Origin of the sequence: Herbaspirillum rubrisubalbicans, assembly GCF_003719195.1 — a bacterium.
In the GTDB taxonomy this organism is placed as follows: Bacteria; Pseudomonadota; Gammaproteobacteria; order Burkholderiales; family Burkholderiaceae_D; genus Herbaspirillum; species Herbaspirillum rubrisubalbicans.
This window is the reverse complement of record NZ_CP024996.1, coordinates 661,420-678,533: the sequence shown is the minus strand read 5'-3', so window position 1 is coordinate 678,533 and position 17,114 is coordinate 661,420. Positions and strand designations below refer to the sequence as shown.

Genomic DNA, 17,114 nt, shown 5'->3' with positions numbered 1-17,114 from the left:
CTCTTTCTGTTCCCGTTACGTCAGGGCTGCACCAGCTTGGCCACGGCATCGAGCAGCACCGGCGGCTGGAACGGTTTGTGGACCCAGGCGCGAATGCCTGCGGCCTTGCCTTCCTGTTTGCGCGCTTCACTGCTTTCGGTGGTCAGCATGATGACGGGAGTGAATTTGTAGGCGGGCATCTGTTTCATCTCGCGCACGAAGGACAGGCCATCGAGATGCGGCATATTGAGGTCGGAGATGACCAGGTTGAACTTGCGACCGTCCAACTTGCTCAAGGCCTGCCGACCATCGGTGGCTTCTTCCACGTGGTAACCGGCACTCTTCAAGGCAGCCGAGATGGTCTGCCGCAGGCTGAAGGAATCATCGACGATCAATATGCTCTTTTCCATCTCGCGGGCTCGCTGGATCAAAAGAAATCGACTTGGGATGGCACCGCAGGATGGCCTTGCTGGCCCGCGTGGACCTGGCGCTGCTCCTGGGTGGTATAGGTTTTTTCGAGATCGGCCAGCCATTGTTGCGGCGTGGGCAGCGCGGATGGGCCGGCCTCGGCGGCGCTGCGCAGGCGCACGATGTCTTGCTGTACATGATCCAGAATCTGGCTGATCCGATCTTGGAATTGCAGGTGCACCAGGATGTCGCAGACCTCGCGATCGACTTCGCGTCCTTCGTCTTCCAGTTGCTCCACCGTGGTACTGAGCTTCATGGCCGACTGGCGGAAGTCGGCAATGATCTGGTCGATCACGGCGCGCGAGTTTTCCACGATCTCATCGGCCCCGGCGACGGCCTCGCCGGTGGCGCCAATGGCCGCCAGGATCTGCTGGCGCGCACTCTTGGCGCGGGCGGCGATCTGGCGACTGTTTTCGGCCGAGCGTTCGGCCAGTTCCTGCCAGCTCTGGGTGTCACTCAACAGGTCGGTCACGCCAGTCTGACCGGCCAGTTGTTCATTCTGCTGGGCCAGGCGGCGGATGTCGTCATTGGCCGCCATCAGGCTGTCGAACTTGGTCACCAGTACCTGGCGCGAGGCCAACATGCCTTCCAGCACCGAGGCAATGGCCCCCAATTGTTCAGCTGCGTGCTGCACGGTCTGCAGGATTTCGCCATTGCTAGCGTGGCTGGCCGGGGCCAGCGCGCCGCCCAGGCGTTCGTGGATGCCCACGAAGCGAGCGGTGAGGCTATCGATGGCCGATTGCGTCTGCGCCCGCGCCAACTGCACATTGCCCTGCCACACCGGCAGGACTTCGCCCAGCAAACCGGCCAGTGCTTCTGGCTGCGCGGACGCAACGGCGGCAGGCGCCGACAGCGGCGACGCTGGTTGCGATGCCGCGGTAGAGGCCGGGGCAGGAGCGGGCAGGCAGGTCAGGTAGAAGGCGCCACCGATGAGCAAGCCCACCAGCGCACCCAGCCACCAGTGCTGGGCCAGCATCATGTACAGCAGCAGGTTCACCAGGCACAGCACCGGCAAGATATTGCGAAGCGATTTCACAGCCACGATCCCTGTTGGTTGTTGTCAGCTCGGGTCAGACCGCCTGGTAGGCGTTGCACAGCGCGGGCTTGACGTTGTTTACGGCAGGAAAGGGCGCATCTTTTGCCAAAGTCGCCATGCTTGCCATTTTTTTACGGCTGCAAAGAGACTTGGTCCATCCTGCGCGCACCAACCCACGATCTATTTTGCGGGCTGCCAGGGGCCGGCCTTGCGTGGAATAAAGGCCGAATTCCCGCTGAGTTGTAGTCGCACCGGGCTGCCATGATGAGAATGTTACAAAAGAAACAATCAAATCATCCACCACCAGCTCTCTCTGGCCGAGGTGAAATCAACTACAATGCCGCACCCCTTAGGCTCTGGATCAGCGGCAACCGCCGCCGGAGTGCTACAGTCATTTTTTCTATCACTACGTAGAGGCGCCGGTACTGACCGCCCACCAGGATGCCCATCCGGCGATCCTGCTGCCTATTGCAGAGGCAGAGATGCACGGCCAGCGCGCCTTTCTCACCTTTCTCAATTACGGAGGTTGAATTTTCCATGGCAGGCTATCTTCAGGAATCGGGCGCGGTGCGCGCCAAGCCGGTGACCACGCACACCCTGCAGGCGCTGCGCGCCAAGGGTGAGAAGATCACCATGCTGACCTGTTATGACGCCAGCTTCGCCACCCTCATGGAGCGCGCCGGGCTGGAGACGGTCTTGATCGGCGACTCGCTGGGCATGGTCAGCCAGGGCCACGATTCGACCCTGCCGGTAACCATCCAGGACATGGCCTACCACACCGCCGCCGTGGCGCGCGGCACGCGCACCATGCTGATCATCGCCGACCTGCCCTTCGGCACCTATCCCAGCCGCGAGGACGCCTTCCGCAATGCCGCGCTGCTGATGCAGGCTGGTGCGCAGATGATCAAGCTCGAAGGCGGCGTGTGGTTGGCCGATACCATCAAGTTCCTCACCGAGCGCGGCATCCCGGTGTGCGCGCACATCGGCCTGACGCCGCAATCGGTGCACCAGTTGGGCGGCTTCAAGGTACAGGGCAAGACCAGCGATGGCGCCACCCAATTGCACGCCGATGCCCTGGCCGTGCAGCAGGCTGGCGCTTCGCTGGTGGTGATCGAGGCGGTGCCGGCGGCGCTGGGCAAAGAAGTGACCGATCGCCTGGCAGTACCTACCATCGGCATCGGCGCCGGTCCCGATTGCTCGGGCCAGGTGCTGGTGATGCATGACATGCTGGGGGTGTTCCCGGGTCACAAGAGCCGCTTCGTGCGCAACTTCATGGAAGGGGCCAGTGGCATCGAGGATGCAGTGCGCCGCTATGTCGCCGCTGTCAAAGACGGCAGCTTCCCGGCGCAGGAGCATTGCTTCTGATCGCTTGCCCTTCAGCTGCGCACAAGCAAAAGGCCAGCGGAACATCACGCTGGCCTTTTGCTTTGCTGCTGATACGCAGACTGATGCTACTGCTTACTCGAAGAATTCCTTGACCTTGTCCTTCCAGGTCTTGGTCTGCGGGCTGTGCTTGGCGCCGCCTTCGGTGGTGAGCTGCTCGAACTCGCGCAGCAGTTCCTTCTGGCGTTCGGTCAGCTTGACCGGGGTTTCCACCACGACGTGGCAGAACAGGTCGCCCGGATAGCCGGAACGCACGCCCTTGATGCCCTTGCCGCGCAGACGGAAGGTCTTGCCGCTCTGGGTGCCTTCGGGAATGGAGAAGGATGCCTTGCCATTGAGCGTGGGGGCTTCGATCTCGCCACCCAATGCCGCCTTGGCGAAGGAGATCGGCATCTCGCAATGCAGGTCGTCACCATCGCGCTGGAACACATCATGCGGCTTGATGTGAATTTCCACGTACAGGTCGCCCGGGGGACCACCGTTGACGCCCGGCTCACCATTGCCGGATGAACGAATGCGCATGCCATCGTCGATGCCTTCGGGGATCTTCACCTCCAGCGTCTTGTTGCGCTTGATGCGACCGGCGCCGGCACAAGTGGTGCAGGGTTCGGGAATGATCTTGCCGCTGCCGTGGCACTTGGGGCAGGTCTGCTGGATGCTGAAGAAGCCCTGCTGCATCCGCACCTGGCCATGACCGCCGCAGGTGGTGCACGTGACCGGCGAGGTGCCGGGCTTGGCGCCGCTGCCGTGGCAGGTATCGCACTGGTCCCAGGAAGGTACGCGGATGGTGGTGTCGAAACCATGCGCCGCTTGTTCCAGCGTGATTTCCAGGTTGTAGCGCAGGTCGGCGCCGCGGTAGACCTGCGGGCCGGCGTTGCGGCCACGACCACCACCGCCGCCACCGAAGATGTCACCGAAGATGTCGCCGAAAGCATCGGCAAAGCCGCCCGCACCGGCAGCGCCGCCGGCTCCCATGTTGGGATCGACGCCGGCATGACCGTAACGGTCGTAGGCCTCGCGTTTCTGCGGGTCCGACAGCATCTCGTAGGCTTCCTTGACCTCCTTGAACTTGTCTTCCGCGCCCTTGCTGTCGGGGTTGCGGTCAGGATGGTACTTCATCGCCAGCTTGCGATAAGCCTTCTTGATCTCGTCGTCACTGGCGTTCTTGGCCAGTCCGAGCACTTCGTAAAAATCGCGTTTTGCCATGTTGTATAACCCACCTTGTTATTGTGTTCCGTCGCTGCTGCGATGGCCTGCATCCGCGGCCGCGCAAGCACGACCGGAAACCAACAATGTGAAAAAGCCGAGCTCAGCTTTTGACTGCGGACTCGGCGTACCGGCCTGGCCGAAAGACAACCCGGCCGGGTGGATGCTTCTCAAAAATCCGCCCGGGCTGCGGAAAACCGCACCCGGGCGCGAGCGCTGACGTCAGGTGAAACGACGCGTCAGTCCCGGATTACTTCACTTCCTTGAAGTCGGCGTCGACCACGTTGTCGTCCTTCGGTGCAGCACCACCGGTAGCACCAGCCTGGGTACCTGCGGCGCCGGCTGCACCACCGGCCGCAGCGGCCTGGGCTTGCTGGTCGGCATACATCTTCTCGCCCAGCTTTTGGGCAGCAGTCGACAGCGCCTCGGTCTTGGCGTCGATGGCGGCCTTGTCGTCACCCTTCAAGGCTTCTTCCAGGTTCTTGATGGCGGCTTCGATGACGTCCTTCTCGCCGGCTTCCAGCTTGTCGCCGTATTCGCCCAGGGCCTTACGGGTCGAGTGCACCAGGGCATCGCCCTGGTTGCGGCTCTCGGCCAGTTCCTTCAGACGCTTGTCTTCCTCGGCGTTGGCTTCGGCGTCGCGCACCATCTTTTCGATCTCTTCTTCATTCAAGCCGGAGTTGGCCTTGATGGTGATCTTGTTTTCCTTGCCGGTGGCCTTGTCCTTGGCGCCCACGTGCAGAATGCCGTTGGCGTCGATGTCGAAGGTCACTTCGATCTGCGGGGTGCCGCGCGGTGCCGGCGGGATGCCTTCCAAGTTGAATTCGCCCAGGGCCTTGTTGCCGGCAGCCATTTCACGCTCGCCTTGATAGACCTTGATGGTCACGGCCGGCTGGTTGTCGTCGGCCGTAGAGAACACCTGACTGAACTTGGTCGGGATGGTGGTGTTCTTCTTAATCATCTTGGTCATCACGCCGCCCATGGTTTCGATACCCAGCGACAGCGGGGTCACGTCCAGCAGCAGCACGTCCTTGCGGTCGCCCGAGAGGACCGAACCCTGGATGGCAGCACCCACGGCCACTGCTTCGTCGGGGTTGACGTCACGGCGCGGATCCTTGCCGAAGAATTCCTTAACCTTCTCGATCACCTTGGGCATACGGGTCATGCCGCCGACCAGGATCACGTCGTCAATGTCAGAAACCTTCACACCGGCATCCTTGATGGCGGTGCGGCAGGGTTCGATGGTCTTGGCGATCAGTTCCTCGACCAGCGACTCCAGCTTGGCGCGGGTGATCTTCAGGTTCAGGTGGACCGGCGCACCATTGGCCATGGCGATGTAGGGCTCGTTGATCTCGGTCTGTTGCGAGGACGACAGCTCGATCTTGGCGCGCTCGGCCGAGGCCTTGATGCGCTGCAGGGCAATGGCGTCCTTGGACAGGTCCAGGCCGTTGATCTTCTTGAATTCCTCGATGATGTAGTCGATCAGGCGCTGGTCGAAGTCTTCGCCACCGAGGAAGGTGTCACCGTTGGTGGAGAGCACTTCGAACTGCTTTTCGCCATCGACGTCAGCGATTTCGATGATGGACACGTCGAAGGTACCGCCGCCGAGGTCATACACGGCGATCTTGCGGTCACCCTTTTCCGCTTTGTCCAGGCCGAAGGCCAAGGCGGCAGCGGTCGGCTCGTTGATGATACGCTTGACGTCCAGGCCGGCGATGCGGCCAGCGTCCTTGGTGGCCTGGCGCTGGGCGTCGTTGAAGTAAGCCGGCACCGTGATGACGGCTTCGGTAACTTCTTCGCCCAGGTAGTCCTCGGCGGTCTTCTTCATCTTGCGCAACACTTCAGCCGAGATCTGCGGCGGGGCCAGCTTCTTGTCACGCACGCCGATCCAGGCATCGCCGTTGTCGGCGGCCACGATCTGGTAGGGCATCAGGTTGATGTCCTTCTGCACTTCCTTCTCGGTGAACTTGCGGCCGATCAGGCGCTTGGCGGCGTAGATGGTGTTCTTGGGGTTGGTGACGGCCTGGCGCTTGGCGGGCGCGCCGACCAGGATTTCGCCGTCTTCCTGATACGCAATGATGGAAGGCGTGGTACGTGCGCCTTCGGAGTTCTCGATCACCTTGGGCTGGTTGCCTTCCATGACGGCAACGCAAGAGTTGGTGGTGCCCAGGTCAATACCAATGATTTTTCCCATGATTTTTCCTCGTTCTTTCAGCCCTGGATGTCGGGCTACAGGTGTTTTGAATGGTTTGAATATGTGGAGGAAAGATGGACTTTCAAGCGCCGGAACCACCGGAATAAGCAAAAATGATGCCTTTTGCCGACTTCCCCCTCCGACGCCGGTCCACTTACTTTCCCTGGGCCACCGTCACCAGCGCCGGGCGCAGCAGACGTTCGGAAATCATATAGCCTTTTTGCAGTACGGCAACCACGGTGTTGGCTTCCTGCTCGGCCGGCACGGCCGATACGGCCTGGTGCTTCATCGGGTCCAGCTTCTCGCCGGCTTGCGGGCTGACTTCCTGCAGCTTGTTCTTTTCGAAGGCCGAGGTGAGTTGCTTCAAGGTCATGTCCACGCCTTCCTTGAGCGACTCCAACGAGGCGTTTTCGATCTTCAGGGCCATTTCCAGGCTGTCCTTGACGGCCAGCAGGGATTCGGCAAAGCCTTCGATGGCGAACTTGTGGGCCTTGGCGATGTCTTCCTGGGCACGGCGGCGGATGTTCTCGCCTTCGGCACGGGCGCGCAGGAAAGCATCCTGCATCTCGGCAGCCTTGGCTTCGGCAGCGGCCAGCTTCTCTTCCAGGGTGGGCTCGGCCGGTGCGGCTGCAGCGGCTTGCTCGGCGGCATTGGCCGCTCCGGTGGCAGCAGCGGCGGTGTCAGCAGCCTGGGGCTCTTGCTGGACGGATTGGGCTTCCTGTTTTTCGATGTCTTGCATTCCTGAATTACCTCCAACAAATCAATTGGTTACGTGCGTGCGGCAGACACTTGCCGCACACTGGCGTCGATCGATGCGGCTCAAGTAAGGCATCTCCCTGCTTTTTCAAGGGCTTTTTGCCTATTTCTGCCATTTCAAGAGGAAAATTGTTACGCGCGCTTACAAAAATTACTGGGCTTGGCTTCAAGTTAATTCGAGCCCGACCTAATATGAATTCGAGCCCCGCCGTGGGCCGGCTTCCCGGTTTCCCCTTCCCCTCATTCTTGTCGCGCCAACAAGGTGTCATCATGAAACTGCCACTGATTGCGGCCACTGTCCTCGTCGCCCTCTACAGCCTGCTGGCTACCGCATGGATCAGCTATACGCACCTGGTCGGTCAATACACGCTCTGACCGGATCTGGCCTCATGCCAACCCGGATTTATGCTTATATGAACGGATTGGCGTGCCTCGCCACGGCTGAAATTTTGCCAAGCAGGCAACACAAGGCTTCCAGCCTGCTATTTTAGCAGGCCGAGCTGGGCAAACCGCCGATTCCCGGCGGCAATATGAAGCTTTAGGAAAAATTACCGAGCTGCGCCCAGCGCCTTGGCGCGCTCGGCCGCAATGACGGCCTGGCGCGCCATCTCTTCGCGAGCGGCGGCGTTGCTCATGGTCGGCCAGCCGGCCAGGTGCTGCTCGACCAACTCGACCATGCCGGCGATCCAAGCTGGGGATTCATTCAGGCAAGGGATGAAGTGAAACTCCTTACCACCGGCATGGAGGAAGTCTTGCTTGACCTCCATGGCGATCTCTTCCAGCGTCTCCAGACAATCGCTGGTGAAGCCGGGGCACATCACATCGATGCGGCGCACCCCCTGGCGGCCCAGTTCCTGGGCGGTGGGCGCGGTGTAGGGCTGCAACCATTCGGCCTTGCCGAAGCGCGACTGGAAGGTGACCATGTACTGGTCCTCGTTCAGGCCCAGCGCTTGCGCCAGCAGGCGCGCGGTCTTGTAGCACTCGCAATGGTAGGGATCGCCCAGCATCAGCGTGCGCTTGGGCACACCATGGAAACTCATCAGCAACTTGTCCGGCCGGCCGTTGATCTCCCAGTGATCCAGCACCGACTGGCGCAGCGCCTGGAGATAGCCATCCTGGTCGTGATAGTTGCGGATCAGGCGCAGCTCGGGAATATTGCGTACCTGGCGGTAATGATCGAAGACCGCATCGAAAATCGACGCCGTGGTGGTGCCCGAATACTGCGGATAGGCCGGCAACACCAGGATGCGGCTGCAGCCCTGTTCCTTCAGTTGGTCCAGCACCTGCGGCAGCGAGGGCGTGCCATAGCGCATCGCATAGACCACCTGCAATTGATGATGGCCGCGTGCGGCCAGTTGCACGCCCAGGGCGGCCGCTTGGCGCTGGGTATGCACGCGCAGCGGCGAACCCTCTGCGGTCCAGATGCTGGCATATTTCTCGGCCGACTTGGAAGAACGAAACGGCAGGATGATGCCGTTGAGGATGACCCACCATACCGCCCGCGGGATTTCCACCACGCGCGGGTCAGACAGAAATTGCTTCAGGTAGCGGCGCAAGGCGCCGGCATGGGGCGCATCGGGCGTGCCCAGGTTGACCAGCACCACGGCGGTGGAGGCCGGGCTGCCATGGGTATAGGGAGGTTCTTTGCGAAAGGCCATGGTTGATTCGGCTCAGGTTTGTTGGTGTGGTAGTGACGGTTGCGCAGAGCCAGAACTCAAGAGGCCAGCAACTCGCGCGCATGTTTGCGCGTGGTGGCGGTGATTTCCAGGCCGCCCAACATGCGCGCGATTTCTTCCACGCGCGCCTTGGCATCCAGGCCATCGATGTCGGACAGGGTCTTGCCGCCCTCGCTGCGTTTCTTGACCTGGTAATGCTGGTTGGCCTGGCTGGCCACCTGCGGCAAGTGGGTCACGCACAGCACTTGGCGTTCCTGGCCCAGGCGCTTCAACAGGCGTCCCACCACTTCGGCGACGGCGCCGCCGATGCCGCTATCGACTTCGTCGAAGATCAGCGTAGGCACCGTGGCGGCCGCCGATGCGATCACCGAGATGGCCAGCGAGATGCGCGCCAACTCACCACCGGAGGCGACCTTGGCCAGCGCACGCGGGGCCACGCCGGCATGACCGGCCACCAGGAATTCCACCTGCTCCAGGCCATACGCCGCCGGCTCCACTTCATTGAGGGCGATCTCGAAGCGCCCGCCCGCCATCGACAAATCCTGCATCGCCGCCGTGACCGCCTCACCCAACGAGGCTGCGGCCTTGGCGCGGGCCTTGGAGAGTTTCTGCGCCAAGGTCAGATAAGCTGCCTTGAGCTTTTCTTCCTGTACGCGCAGGGCATCGAGGTCGCTGGCGTCGGCCAGTTGCTTCAATTGTTCGGAAAGCTTGCGATACTCCTCGGGCAGTTCATCGGGCTGCACATGGAATTTGCGGGCGGTGGAATGGATGGCTTCGAGGCGCTCTTCCACTTCCTGCAAGCGCGCCGGATCAAGCTCAACCCGACCCAGGTAATCATTCAAGGCATACACCGCTTCCTGCAACTGGATCTGCGCCGGTTCCAGCGCATCGAGCACGGGCTTCAGGGCGGTATCGACATCGACCAGCTTGCTCAGCTTCTGCGTAATCGAAGACAGTTGCGAGAGAATGGGCGACTCCGATTCGGAGATCACGCCCAGCGCTTCCTGCGCGCCGCCGATCAGGGCGGCAGCGTGCGACAGGCGGCTGTGCTCGGTGCTGATCTCGGCCCATTCACCGGGCTTCACGGCCAGCTTGTGCAGCTCGGCCACTTGCCATTCGAGACGCTCGCGCTCCAGCAATACGTTGCGCGCATCTTGCTCGAACTGTTCGCGCTGGCGGGCCAGGGCGCGCCAAGTCTTGTAGGATGCCGCCACCTCGCGCGCCTGCTCCAGCAGGCCGGCCTGGCTATCCAACAACTGACGCTGGGCATCGGCCTTCATCAGCGACTGGTGCGCGTGCTGGCCGTGGATATCCACCAGCATCTCGCCCACCTGGCGCAATTGCGCGGCGGTGGCGGCGCTGCCATTGATGTAGGCCTTGCTGCGGCCAGCATTGTCGATCACCCGGCGCAGCAGCACGCCATCGTGTTCAGCGGCCAATTCCTGCTCCTGCAACCAGGCCATCACTTCCGGGGTGGCGGTGAAATCGGCGCTCACATCGGCCTTGGCCGCCCCCTCGCGCACCACGCTGGGGTCGCCGCGCCCGCCCATGGCCAGCGCCAGGGCATCGATCAGGATGGATTTGCCGGCGCCGGTTTCGCCGGTGAAGACGGAAAATCCGCGCGCAAATTCGAGCTCGATGGCATCGACAATCACGAAGTCGCGAATCGTTAAGGTACGCAGCATGGTGGTCTCGCAGCGGGTTGGACGGACGGGCCAGTGTTCTCAAGCGAGCCGGCACGCGATGGCCGGGCTTGATGCGCGCTTATTGTAATCGGCCTTCTATGGAGGGGTATTCATTCCAGTGCAGCTTCTCGCGCAGGGTATCGAAATAGCTCCAGCCCTCGGGATGCAGGAAGGTGATCTTGTGCGCCGAACGGCGGATCACGATGCGGTCGCCATGCAGCACGCTGGTCAAGGATTGCATGTCGAAGTTGGCGCTGACCTCGCGCCCGGCCACCACCTGGATGACAATCTCGCAGGAATCCGACAGCGTGATGGGACGGTTGGACAACGAATGCGGCGAGATCGGCACCATCACGATGCCATGCAGGCTGGGGTGGAGAATAGGACCGCCCGCCGACAAGGCATACGCGGTAGAACCGGTCGGGGTGGCCACGATGAGACCATCGGAACGCTGGTTGTACATGAAGCGGCCATCGACTTCCACCCGCAGCTCGACCATGCCGGAGGTGGAACCGCGCGCCACCACCACGTCATTCAAGGCCAGGGCGCGGAAGATCTCGCCGCCCTCGCGATAGACCCGCGCTTCCAGCAGCGAGCGCGACTCGGCCTCGACCTTGCCTTCCAGCATTTCGCCCAGAGCCGGTATCATGCGGTCTTGCGCGATGTCGGTGATGAAGCCCAGGCGCCCCTGGTTGATGCCGATCAGCGGCACGTTGTAGGGCGCGAGCTGGCGCGCAATGCCCAGCATGGTGCCATCGCCGCCGACCACGATGGCCACGTCCGCATGTTGGCCGATCTGCTCGGGCGTCATGCTGTCATAGCCTTGCAGGGCGATGTTGTCGGCCGTTTCGGTTTCGAAGACCACGGTGTGGCCATGCGACTCCAGGAACACGGCGATGTCTGAGAGGATCTGCGCGATGCCGACGGCCTGGAACTTGCCGACGATGGCGACGGTTTTGGGTACGGCTGCCTGAACGGGTAATTTGATGGGCCACATGCTGCGGATTAGACCATAATTTGAGATGACATTGTAATGAAACCAAGCGCTTCCTCCCTGCCGCCCTCCACTGCCCCAGCAGCCCCTGCCCCCATCCAGGCCGTGCTGTTCGACCTCGACGATACCCTGTGGGCCATCGAACCGGTGCTGGTGCGTGCCGAAGGCCTGCTCTATGACTGGCTGCGCGAGCACGCTCCCGCCGTGGTAGCAGCCCATACCATTGCCAGCCTGCGCGAACGCCGCATGGCATTGATGCAGACCGATCCGGCCTACCGCATCGATCTGTGGAAGTTGCGCCATACGGCGCTGTCGCAAGTGTTTCGCGAGCATGACGTCGACCTGGCGCTGGTGGACCCGGCCATGGCGCTGTTCTCGGAAGCGCGCAGCACGGTGGCGCTGTTCGACGACGTGGAACCGGCTCTGCTGCGCATGAAGGGGCGGCTGACCCTGGGCTCGGTCTCCAACGGTTTTGCCGATCTGGAACGCATCGGGCTGGCCGGCCACTTCGGCGTCTCGATTGCCGCGCACCGCTTCGGCCGCGCCAAGCCGGACCCGGCCATCTTCCACGCTGCCTGCGCAGCGCTGCAGGCTGCCCCGGCAGCCACTGTCTACGTGGGCGACGATCCGCTGCTGGACGTACAAGGCGCGCAACAGGCCGGTCTGCGGGCGGTGTGGATGAACCGTTTCGACCGTACCCTGCCCGCAGGCATCCTTCCCGATGCCATCTGCCGCGACCTGCATGAGCTGCACGACTGGCTGCAGGCGCAAGCCTGATCCTTCGCCCAAATCGAGGCCAGGCTGACGCGCGTGTCACATTTGCCTGATAAGCCGCTAGAATATGCCCCATGCAACTCGATAACCGCGCCCGCACTCTCCTGAAAGCCCTGGTCGAACGCTACATCGCCGACGGCCAGCCGGTGGGTTCGCGCGCCCTGTCGAAACTGTCCGGCCTGGAACTGTCGCCGGCCACGATCCGCAACATCATGGCCGATCTCGAAGAGATGGGCTTCGTCGCCAGCCCGCACACCTCGGCCGGACGGGTGCCGACGCCACGCGGCTACCGCATGTTCGTCGATACCCTGCTCACCGTCGAAGCCATCGACGAAAGCGCCCTCGAAGGCCGGCTGCAGGCTCGAATGCAGCACAGCGGCTCATCCCAGAAGATCATCACCAATGCGGCCCAGGTGCTGTCCTCGCTATCGCAGTTCGCCGGCGTGGTGATGACACCCAAGCGCGAATCGGCGTTCCAGCAGATCGAATTTCTGCGCCTGTCGGAAAAGCGCATCCTGCTGGTCATCGTCGACCAGGGCGGCGACGTGCAGAACCGGATGCTGTTGACCGAGGTCGATTACACCCCCAGCCAGCTGACCCAGGCCGCCAACTACATCAACCAGCACTACGCCGGCCAGTCCTTCGACCAGGTGCGTCTGCATCTGCAAGGCGAGCTGCGCCAGTTGCGCGACGACATGACCGTCTTGATGCAGGCCGCGGTCGAAGCCGGCAGTGACGCCATGAGCGAAGAGGCCGACAACAACGTGGTCATCTCCGGCGAGCGCAACTTGCTATCGGTGACCGACCTGTCCTCCAACATGAATTCGCTGCGGCGCCTGTTCGACATGTTCGAGCAGAAGACCGGCCTGTTACAGTTGCTGGATGTCTCCAGCAAGGCCACCGGGGTGCAGATCTTCATCGGCGGCGAATCGCAACTGGTGCCCATGGATGACATGAGCATCGTCACCGCTCCCTATGAAGTCAACGGCCGCATCGTCGGCACCCTGGGCGTGATCGGGCCAACCCGCATGGCCTACGAGCGCGTCATCCCCATTGTCGACATCACCGCCAAACTGCTCTCCAGCGCCTTGAGCCAGCACTGAAGAAGCGCCCCCGATGAACGCAAAAAAGCCACGCGTTACATCCCGTGGCTTTTTCTTCACAAAGCATTGCCAGAGTAAATCCAGGCAAGCCGAGTTGGACTTATTTCTTCACTTTCTTGCAGTTCTTGCAATGACCGTACAGCGCCAGAGCATGGTCGGCGATCTCGAAACCATGCTCCTGAGCAATCTTCAACTGGCGCTTCTCGATCTCGGCGTCGAAGAATTCCTCGACCTTGCCGCAATCCAGGCAGACCAGGTGGTCATGGTGCGAGCCTTCGTTCAATTCGAAGACGGCCTTGCCGGTCTCGAAGTGATTACGCTGCAGCAGGCCGGCCTGCTCGAACTGGGTCAGCACCCGGTAGACGGTGGCCAGGCCTACGTCCAGGTTGTCCGACAGCAATTGTTTATAGACGTCTTCGGCGCTCAGGTGGCGCACGGTGGTGTTCTGGAAGATTTCAAGAATCTTCAGGCGCGGCAGGGTGGCCTTCAGGCCGCTGGCCTTCAGTTCGGATGGATTGTTCGGCATGGTAGAGTGGGTTCCCGGGGTTTACTGGTCTCAAACAGGCGCGGCGGTCCACTGGGAAGACCTGGGACCGTTCCGGGGAGGCCGTGGGGAGAGCCTTTTACGACCGGAACGCACTCATGCCTATTTAAGAAGTAAGTTCTAGCTTATCATATAGTGCTTTAGGCTCATGGCTCAACCCGGTTGAAATCTTTATGCGTATGCTTTCCCGAATGAAGTCCCGTCATCACACCGCCGCAATCGGCCTGTTTGCGGCGCTGGCCGTCTCCCTGACCGGCTGTTCCTCGACCAAGGCCCCGGACCAGGCCGCCTCGGCCGACACCTCGGGCGTGAAGGTGACCGGCAAGAGCTCGAGCCTGTTCGGCTTTTTGCGGCCCTATCGCATCGACATCCAGCAAGGCAACTTCGTGTCCAAGGAAATGGTGGCGCAACTGCGTCCCGGCCTGACCCGCGACCAGGTGCGCTTCGTGCTGGGTACGCCGCTGCTGACCGACATGTTCCACTCCAACCGCTGGGACTACGATTTCCGCCTGGCCAAGGGCAATGGCGAGATCATGACCAGCCGCGTCACCGTGTTCTTCAAGGATGACCTGCTCGATCACGTCCAGGGCGGCCAGGACCTGCCCACCGAAAGCGAATACCTGACCCTGATCACCGATGCCAAGGTCGGCTCCAAGGCCAGCTTTGGCGACAAACCCAAGGACGACAGCGAGATCAAACCGGCCTCGCCGGTGGCGCCCTCCTCGGCCACCAACAAGTAATACCGCTGACCTTAGACCACTGATATCAGATCTCTGACCTAAGACCTCTGACCTGCCCCGTCATTTCGAGTTTTCCATGACTGCATTGAATATCGCCGTAGCCGGCGCCTCCGGGCGCATGGGCCGCATGTTGATCGAAGCCATCCTCAACGCCGACGACCTGAAGCTCTCCGGCGCCCTGGACACCCCCTCCGCACCCACCCTGGGCAGCGATGTCGGCCTGTTCCTGGGCAAGACCACCGGTGTGATCATCGAGTCCGACCTGGCCCGTGGCCTGGCCGGCGCCGATGTGCTGATCGACTTCACCCGTCCTGAAGGGACCTTGAAGCACCTGCAATACTGCGCCGAACATGGCGTGAAGGTGGTCATCGGCACCACCGGTTTTGAACCCGAAGGCAAGACCGCCATCGCCGAATTCGCCAAGCGCATCGCCATCATGGCCGCGCCCAACATGAGCGTGGGCGTGAACGTGACCATGAAGCTGCTGGAAATGGCGGCCAAGAATTTCTCGCATGGCTATGACATCGAGATCATCGAAGCGCACCACCGCCACAAGGTCGATGCCCCCTCCGGCACCGCCCTGAAGATGGGCGAAGTGATCGCCGATGCGCTGGGCAAGAAACTCGACGACGTCGCCGTGTATGCCCGCGAAGGCGTCACCGGCGAGCGTGATCCCTCCTCGATCGGCTTTGCCACCGTGCGCGGCGGCGACATCATCGGCGACCACACGGTGCTCTTCGCCGGCATCGGCGAGCGCATCGAGATCTCGCACAAGTCCTCCAGCCGCGTCTCGTACGCCATGGGCAGCCTGCGCGCCGCCCGCTTCTTGGCCGACAAGCCAAGCGGCCTGTACGACATGCAGGACGTGCTGGGCTTCAAGTAAGCCAGGCCGTAGCCAGCCCAAGAGATGCCCGACGCTGCCGCGCCCCACCAGGTCCGGCAGCGAATTTTTTTAAGGCCGGCCGCTTAACGCGACCCTATTCCCTGATCTTCCTCCCCCTAGACCGAAAGCACGCACCATGGAACCGAACGTTGGATTTGCCCACTACTGGGCGCAAGGCGATGCCGTTTCCCACTCCGTCGCCTATCTGCTGTTGATCATGTCCATCGCCAGCTGGTACTACATTCTCTCCAAGGCCTGGACCGCCTTGCGCATCCGCCGCGGCAGCAATGCCCTGGAGCAGTTCTGGCAAGCCCCGACCCTGGCCGACGCCAGCGCCGCCATGCAGCGCCTGGACAGTGAGCAGATCTACACCCCCATGGCTGAACGCGCGGCCGAAGCCGCCGACATCGGCAGTCGCCAACAGGGCGCGCCGTCGCTCAATGCCGCCACCGATCCCAGCGAACTGATCACGCGCACCCTGCGCCGCGAAATCAACCGCGTCTCGGCGCGCCTGGAACGTGGCCTGACACTGTTGGCCTCGGTCGGCTCGACGGCGCCCTTCGTCGGCCTGTTCGGTACCGTCTGGGGCATCTACCACGCCCTGGTGGCGGTCTCGGCCAGCGGCACGGTGCAGATCGACAAGGTCGCCGGCCCCGTGGGCGAAGCCCTGATCATGACCGCGCTGGGCCTGTTGGTGGCCATTCCCGCGGTGCTGGCCTACAACGCCTTCACCCGCATCAACCGCGTGGTGCTGGCTGAACTGGATGGCTTCGCTCACGACCTGCACGCCTATCTCACCACCGGCGAACGCGTCGGCGGGATGCGCAAGTAATTCCTTCTCCACTGTCATCCACAGGAGGCAATCATGAGTTTCGGCGGATTCAACGACAACCAGAACTCGGCCCCGATGGCCGACATCAACGTCACCCCCATGGTCGACGTGATGCTGGTGCTGCTGGTGATCTTCATCATCACCGCGCCCATGTTCACCCACGCCCTGAAGCTGGACCTGCCCACGGCGCAATCCAGCCCAGCCCCGGAAAAACCGGAAACCATCACCCTGGGCATCGACGCCGCCGGCAAGCTCTACTGGAACGACCAGCCGGTCAGCCAAGCAGAGATGGATACGCGCCTGGCGGCCGCTGCAGAAAAGAAACCCCAGCCCGAGCTGCAACTGCGCGCCGACAAGTCCACCCGCTACCAGACCATCGCCGAGCTGATGTCGGCTGCGCAGGGCGCCGGCCTGACCAAGCTGGGCTTCGTCACCGATCCCCAGGCCAGCAGCAAAACACCAGCAAAAGCAAATTGACTGAAACTGATTGAGCAAGAAGAGACCCACATGGCCACCGTACAACTGGCGGGCGACCGCATCACCGACTGGGACAGCTTCCACACCGAGAGTGTGCAAGCCTTCGGCTTCCCGGATTTCTATGGCCGCAGCATGGATGCCTGGGTCGATTGCCTGTCCTACCTGCGCGATGAGGATGGCATGTGCAAGTTCCGGTTGAAGCCCAAGGAAGTGCTGACCATCGAGATCAGCCACAGCGCCGAGTTGCACCAGCGCCTGCCGGAGTTGGTGGAAGATGTGGAGTTCTGCTGCACGGCCATCAATGACCGCTGCGAGGATTATGGCGAGCCGCCGGTGATCGAGCTGGTCTGGAAGTGAGCCTGCCTGTTTTCACTTCCCTTCACA

The 17,114-nt window shown here is 62.1% G+C and carries 18 protein-coding genes; 8 read left to right on the top strand and 10 right to left on the bottom strand.

From position 1 onward, the window contains the following. Window positions 1-20: 20 nt before the first annotated feature. The 3 genes from RC54_RS03060 to RC54_RS24990 are packed head-to-tail and all read right to left on the bottom strand — an operon-like array spanning window position 21 to window position 1,784. A complete protein-coding gene (locus RC54_RS03060) occupies window positions 21-389 on the bottom strand; it encodes a response regulator (protein WP_026052357.1) in 369 nt (122 codons plus the stop codon). Between the two features lie 17 nt (window positions 390-406). Then, window positions 407-1,483: a hypothetical protein gene (locus tag RC54_RS03055; RefSeq protein ID WP_058894209.1), complete on the bottom strand. Its 1,077-nt coding sequence runs from the start codon at window positions 1,481-1,483 to the stop codon at window positions 407-409. A 34-nt stretch (window positions 1,484-1,517) separates the two neighbouring features. Continuing rightward, window positions 1,518-1,784: a hypothetical protein gene (locus RC54_RS24990; protein ID WP_156481304.1), complete on the bottom strand. Its 267-nt coding sequence runs from the start codon at window positions 1,782-1,784 to the stop codon at window positions 1,518-1,520. Window positions 1,785-2,020: 236 nt separating this feature from the next. On the opposite strand from RC54_RS24990, the gene panB reads away from it, so the two are divergent. After that, window positions 2,021-2,848: a 3-methyl-2-oxobutanoate hydroxymethyltransferase gene (gene panB, locus RC54_RS03045; protein WP_017455253.1), complete on the top strand. Its 828-nt coding sequence runs from the start codon at window positions 2,021-2,023 to the stop codon at window positions 2,846-2,848. A gap of 93 nt (window positions 2,849-2,941) precedes the next feature. Here the strand turns inward: panB and dnaJ are convergent, their stop codons facing one another. The 6 genes from dnaJ to RC54_RS03010 form a co-directional block, all read right to left on the bottom strand. Next, window positions 2,942-4,072 (bottom strand): molecular chaperone DnaJ, encoded by a 1,131-nt coding sequence (gene dnaJ / locus RC54_RS03040; RefSeq protein ID WP_017455254.1) that lies wholly within the window; start codon window positions 4,070-4,072, stop codon window positions 2,942-2,944. Between the two features lie 250 nt (window positions 4,073-4,322). Further along, window positions 4,323-6,266: a molecular chaperone DnaK gene (gene dnaK / locus RC54_RS03035; protein WP_061789666.1), complete on the bottom strand. Its 1,944-nt coding sequence runs from the start codon at window positions 6,264-6,266 to the stop codon at window positions 4,323-4,325. Between the two features lie 154 nt (window positions 6,267-6,420). After that, on the bottom strand, window positions 6,421-7,005 hold the full coding sequence (gene grpE / locus RC54_RS03030) for a nucleotide exchange factor GrpE (RefSeq protein WP_017455256.1): 585 nt from the start codon (window positions 7,003-7,005) through the stop codon (window positions 6,421-6,423). 565 nt (window positions 7,006-7,570) lie between these two features. Further along, the gene (gene hemH, locus RC54_RS03020; protein ID WP_058894206.1) at window positions 7,571-8,680 is read right to left on the bottom strand and encodes a ferrochelatase; all 1,110 of its coding nucleotides are present in this window, start codon (window positions 8,678-8,680) and stop codon (window positions 7,571-7,573) included. Between the two features lie 56 nt (window positions 8,681-8,736). Continuing rightward, window positions 8,737-10,383 (bottom strand): DNA repair protein RecN, encoded by a 1,647-nt coding sequence (gene recN / locus RC54_RS03015; protein ID WP_061789665.1) that lies wholly within the window; start codon window positions 10,381-10,383, stop codon window positions 8,737-8,739. Between the two features lie 79 nt (window positions 10,384-10,462). Continuing rightward, window positions 10,463-11,380, bottom strand: coding sequence for an NAD kinase (locus RC54_RS03010; protein WP_017455260.1), 918 nt, complete (start codon window positions 11,378-11,380; stop codon window positions 10,463-10,465). A 36-nt stretch (window positions 11,381-11,416) separates the two neighbouring features. Between RC54_RS03010 and RC54_RS03005 the strand changes: the two genes are divergently transcribed. Further along, window positions 11,417-12,154: an HAD family hydrolase gene (locus RC54_RS03005; protein ID WP_061789664.1), complete on the top strand. Its 738-nt coding sequence runs from the start codon at window positions 11,417-11,419 to the stop codon at window positions 12,152-12,154. Between the two features lie 71 nt (window positions 12,155-12,225). After that, entirely contained in the window at window positions 12,226-13,254 is a 1,029-nt protein-coding gene (gene hrcA / locus RC54_RS03000; protein WP_058894203.1) for a heat-inducible transcriptional repressor HrcA, read from the top strand. A gap of 100 nt (window positions 13,255-13,354) precedes the next feature. Here hrcA and fur read toward each other — a convergent pair whose 3' ends face one another. Then, window positions 13,355-13,780 (bottom strand): ferric iron uptake transcriptional regulator, encoded by a 426-nt coding sequence (fur, locus tag RC54_RS02995; RefSeq protein WP_058894202.1) that lies wholly within the window; start codon window positions 13,778-13,780, stop codon window positions 13,355-13,357. Between the two features lie 209 nt (window positions 13,781-13,989). Between fur and RC54_RS02990 the strand changes: the two genes are divergently transcribed. The 5 genes from RC54_RS02990 (at window position 13,990) to RC54_RS02970 (ending at window position 17,087) form a co-directional block, all read left to right on the top strand. Then, window positions 13,990-14,538: an outer membrane protein assembly factor BamE gene (locus RC54_RS02990; protein ID WP_058894201.1), complete on the top strand. Its 549-nt coding sequence runs from the start codon at window positions 13,990-13,992 to the stop codon at window positions 14,536-14,538. A 76-nt stretch (window positions 14,539-14,614) separates the two neighbouring features. Next, complete coding sequence (dapB, locus tag RC54_RS02985; RefSeq protein WP_061789663.1) at window positions 14,615-15,421, top strand: 4-hydroxy-tetrahydrodipicolinate reductase; 807 nt, start codon at window positions 14,615-14,617, stop codon at window positions 15,419-15,421. Between the two features lie 136 nt (window positions 15,422-15,557). After that, window positions 15,558-16,253, top strand: coding sequence for a MotA/TolQ/ExbB proton channel family protein (locus tag RC54_RS02980; RefSeq protein WP_017455266.1), 696 nt, complete (start codon window positions 15,558-15,560; stop codon window positions 16,251-16,253). Window positions 16,254-16,286: 33 nt separating this feature from the next. Continuing rightward, entirely contained in the window at window positions 16,287-16,730 is a 444-nt protein-coding gene (locus tag RC54_RS02975) for an ExbD/TolR family protein (RefSeq protein ID WP_058894199.1), read from the top strand. Between the two features lie 30 nt (window positions 16,731-16,760). Further along, the gene (locus RC54_RS02970) at window positions 16,761-17,087 is read left to right on the top strand and encodes a barstar family protein (protein ID WP_017455268.1); all 327 of its coding nucleotides are present in this window, start codon (window positions 16,761-16,763) and stop codon (window positions 17,085-17,087) included. The last annotated feature ends 27 nt before the right edge of the window (window positions 17,088-17,114 follow it).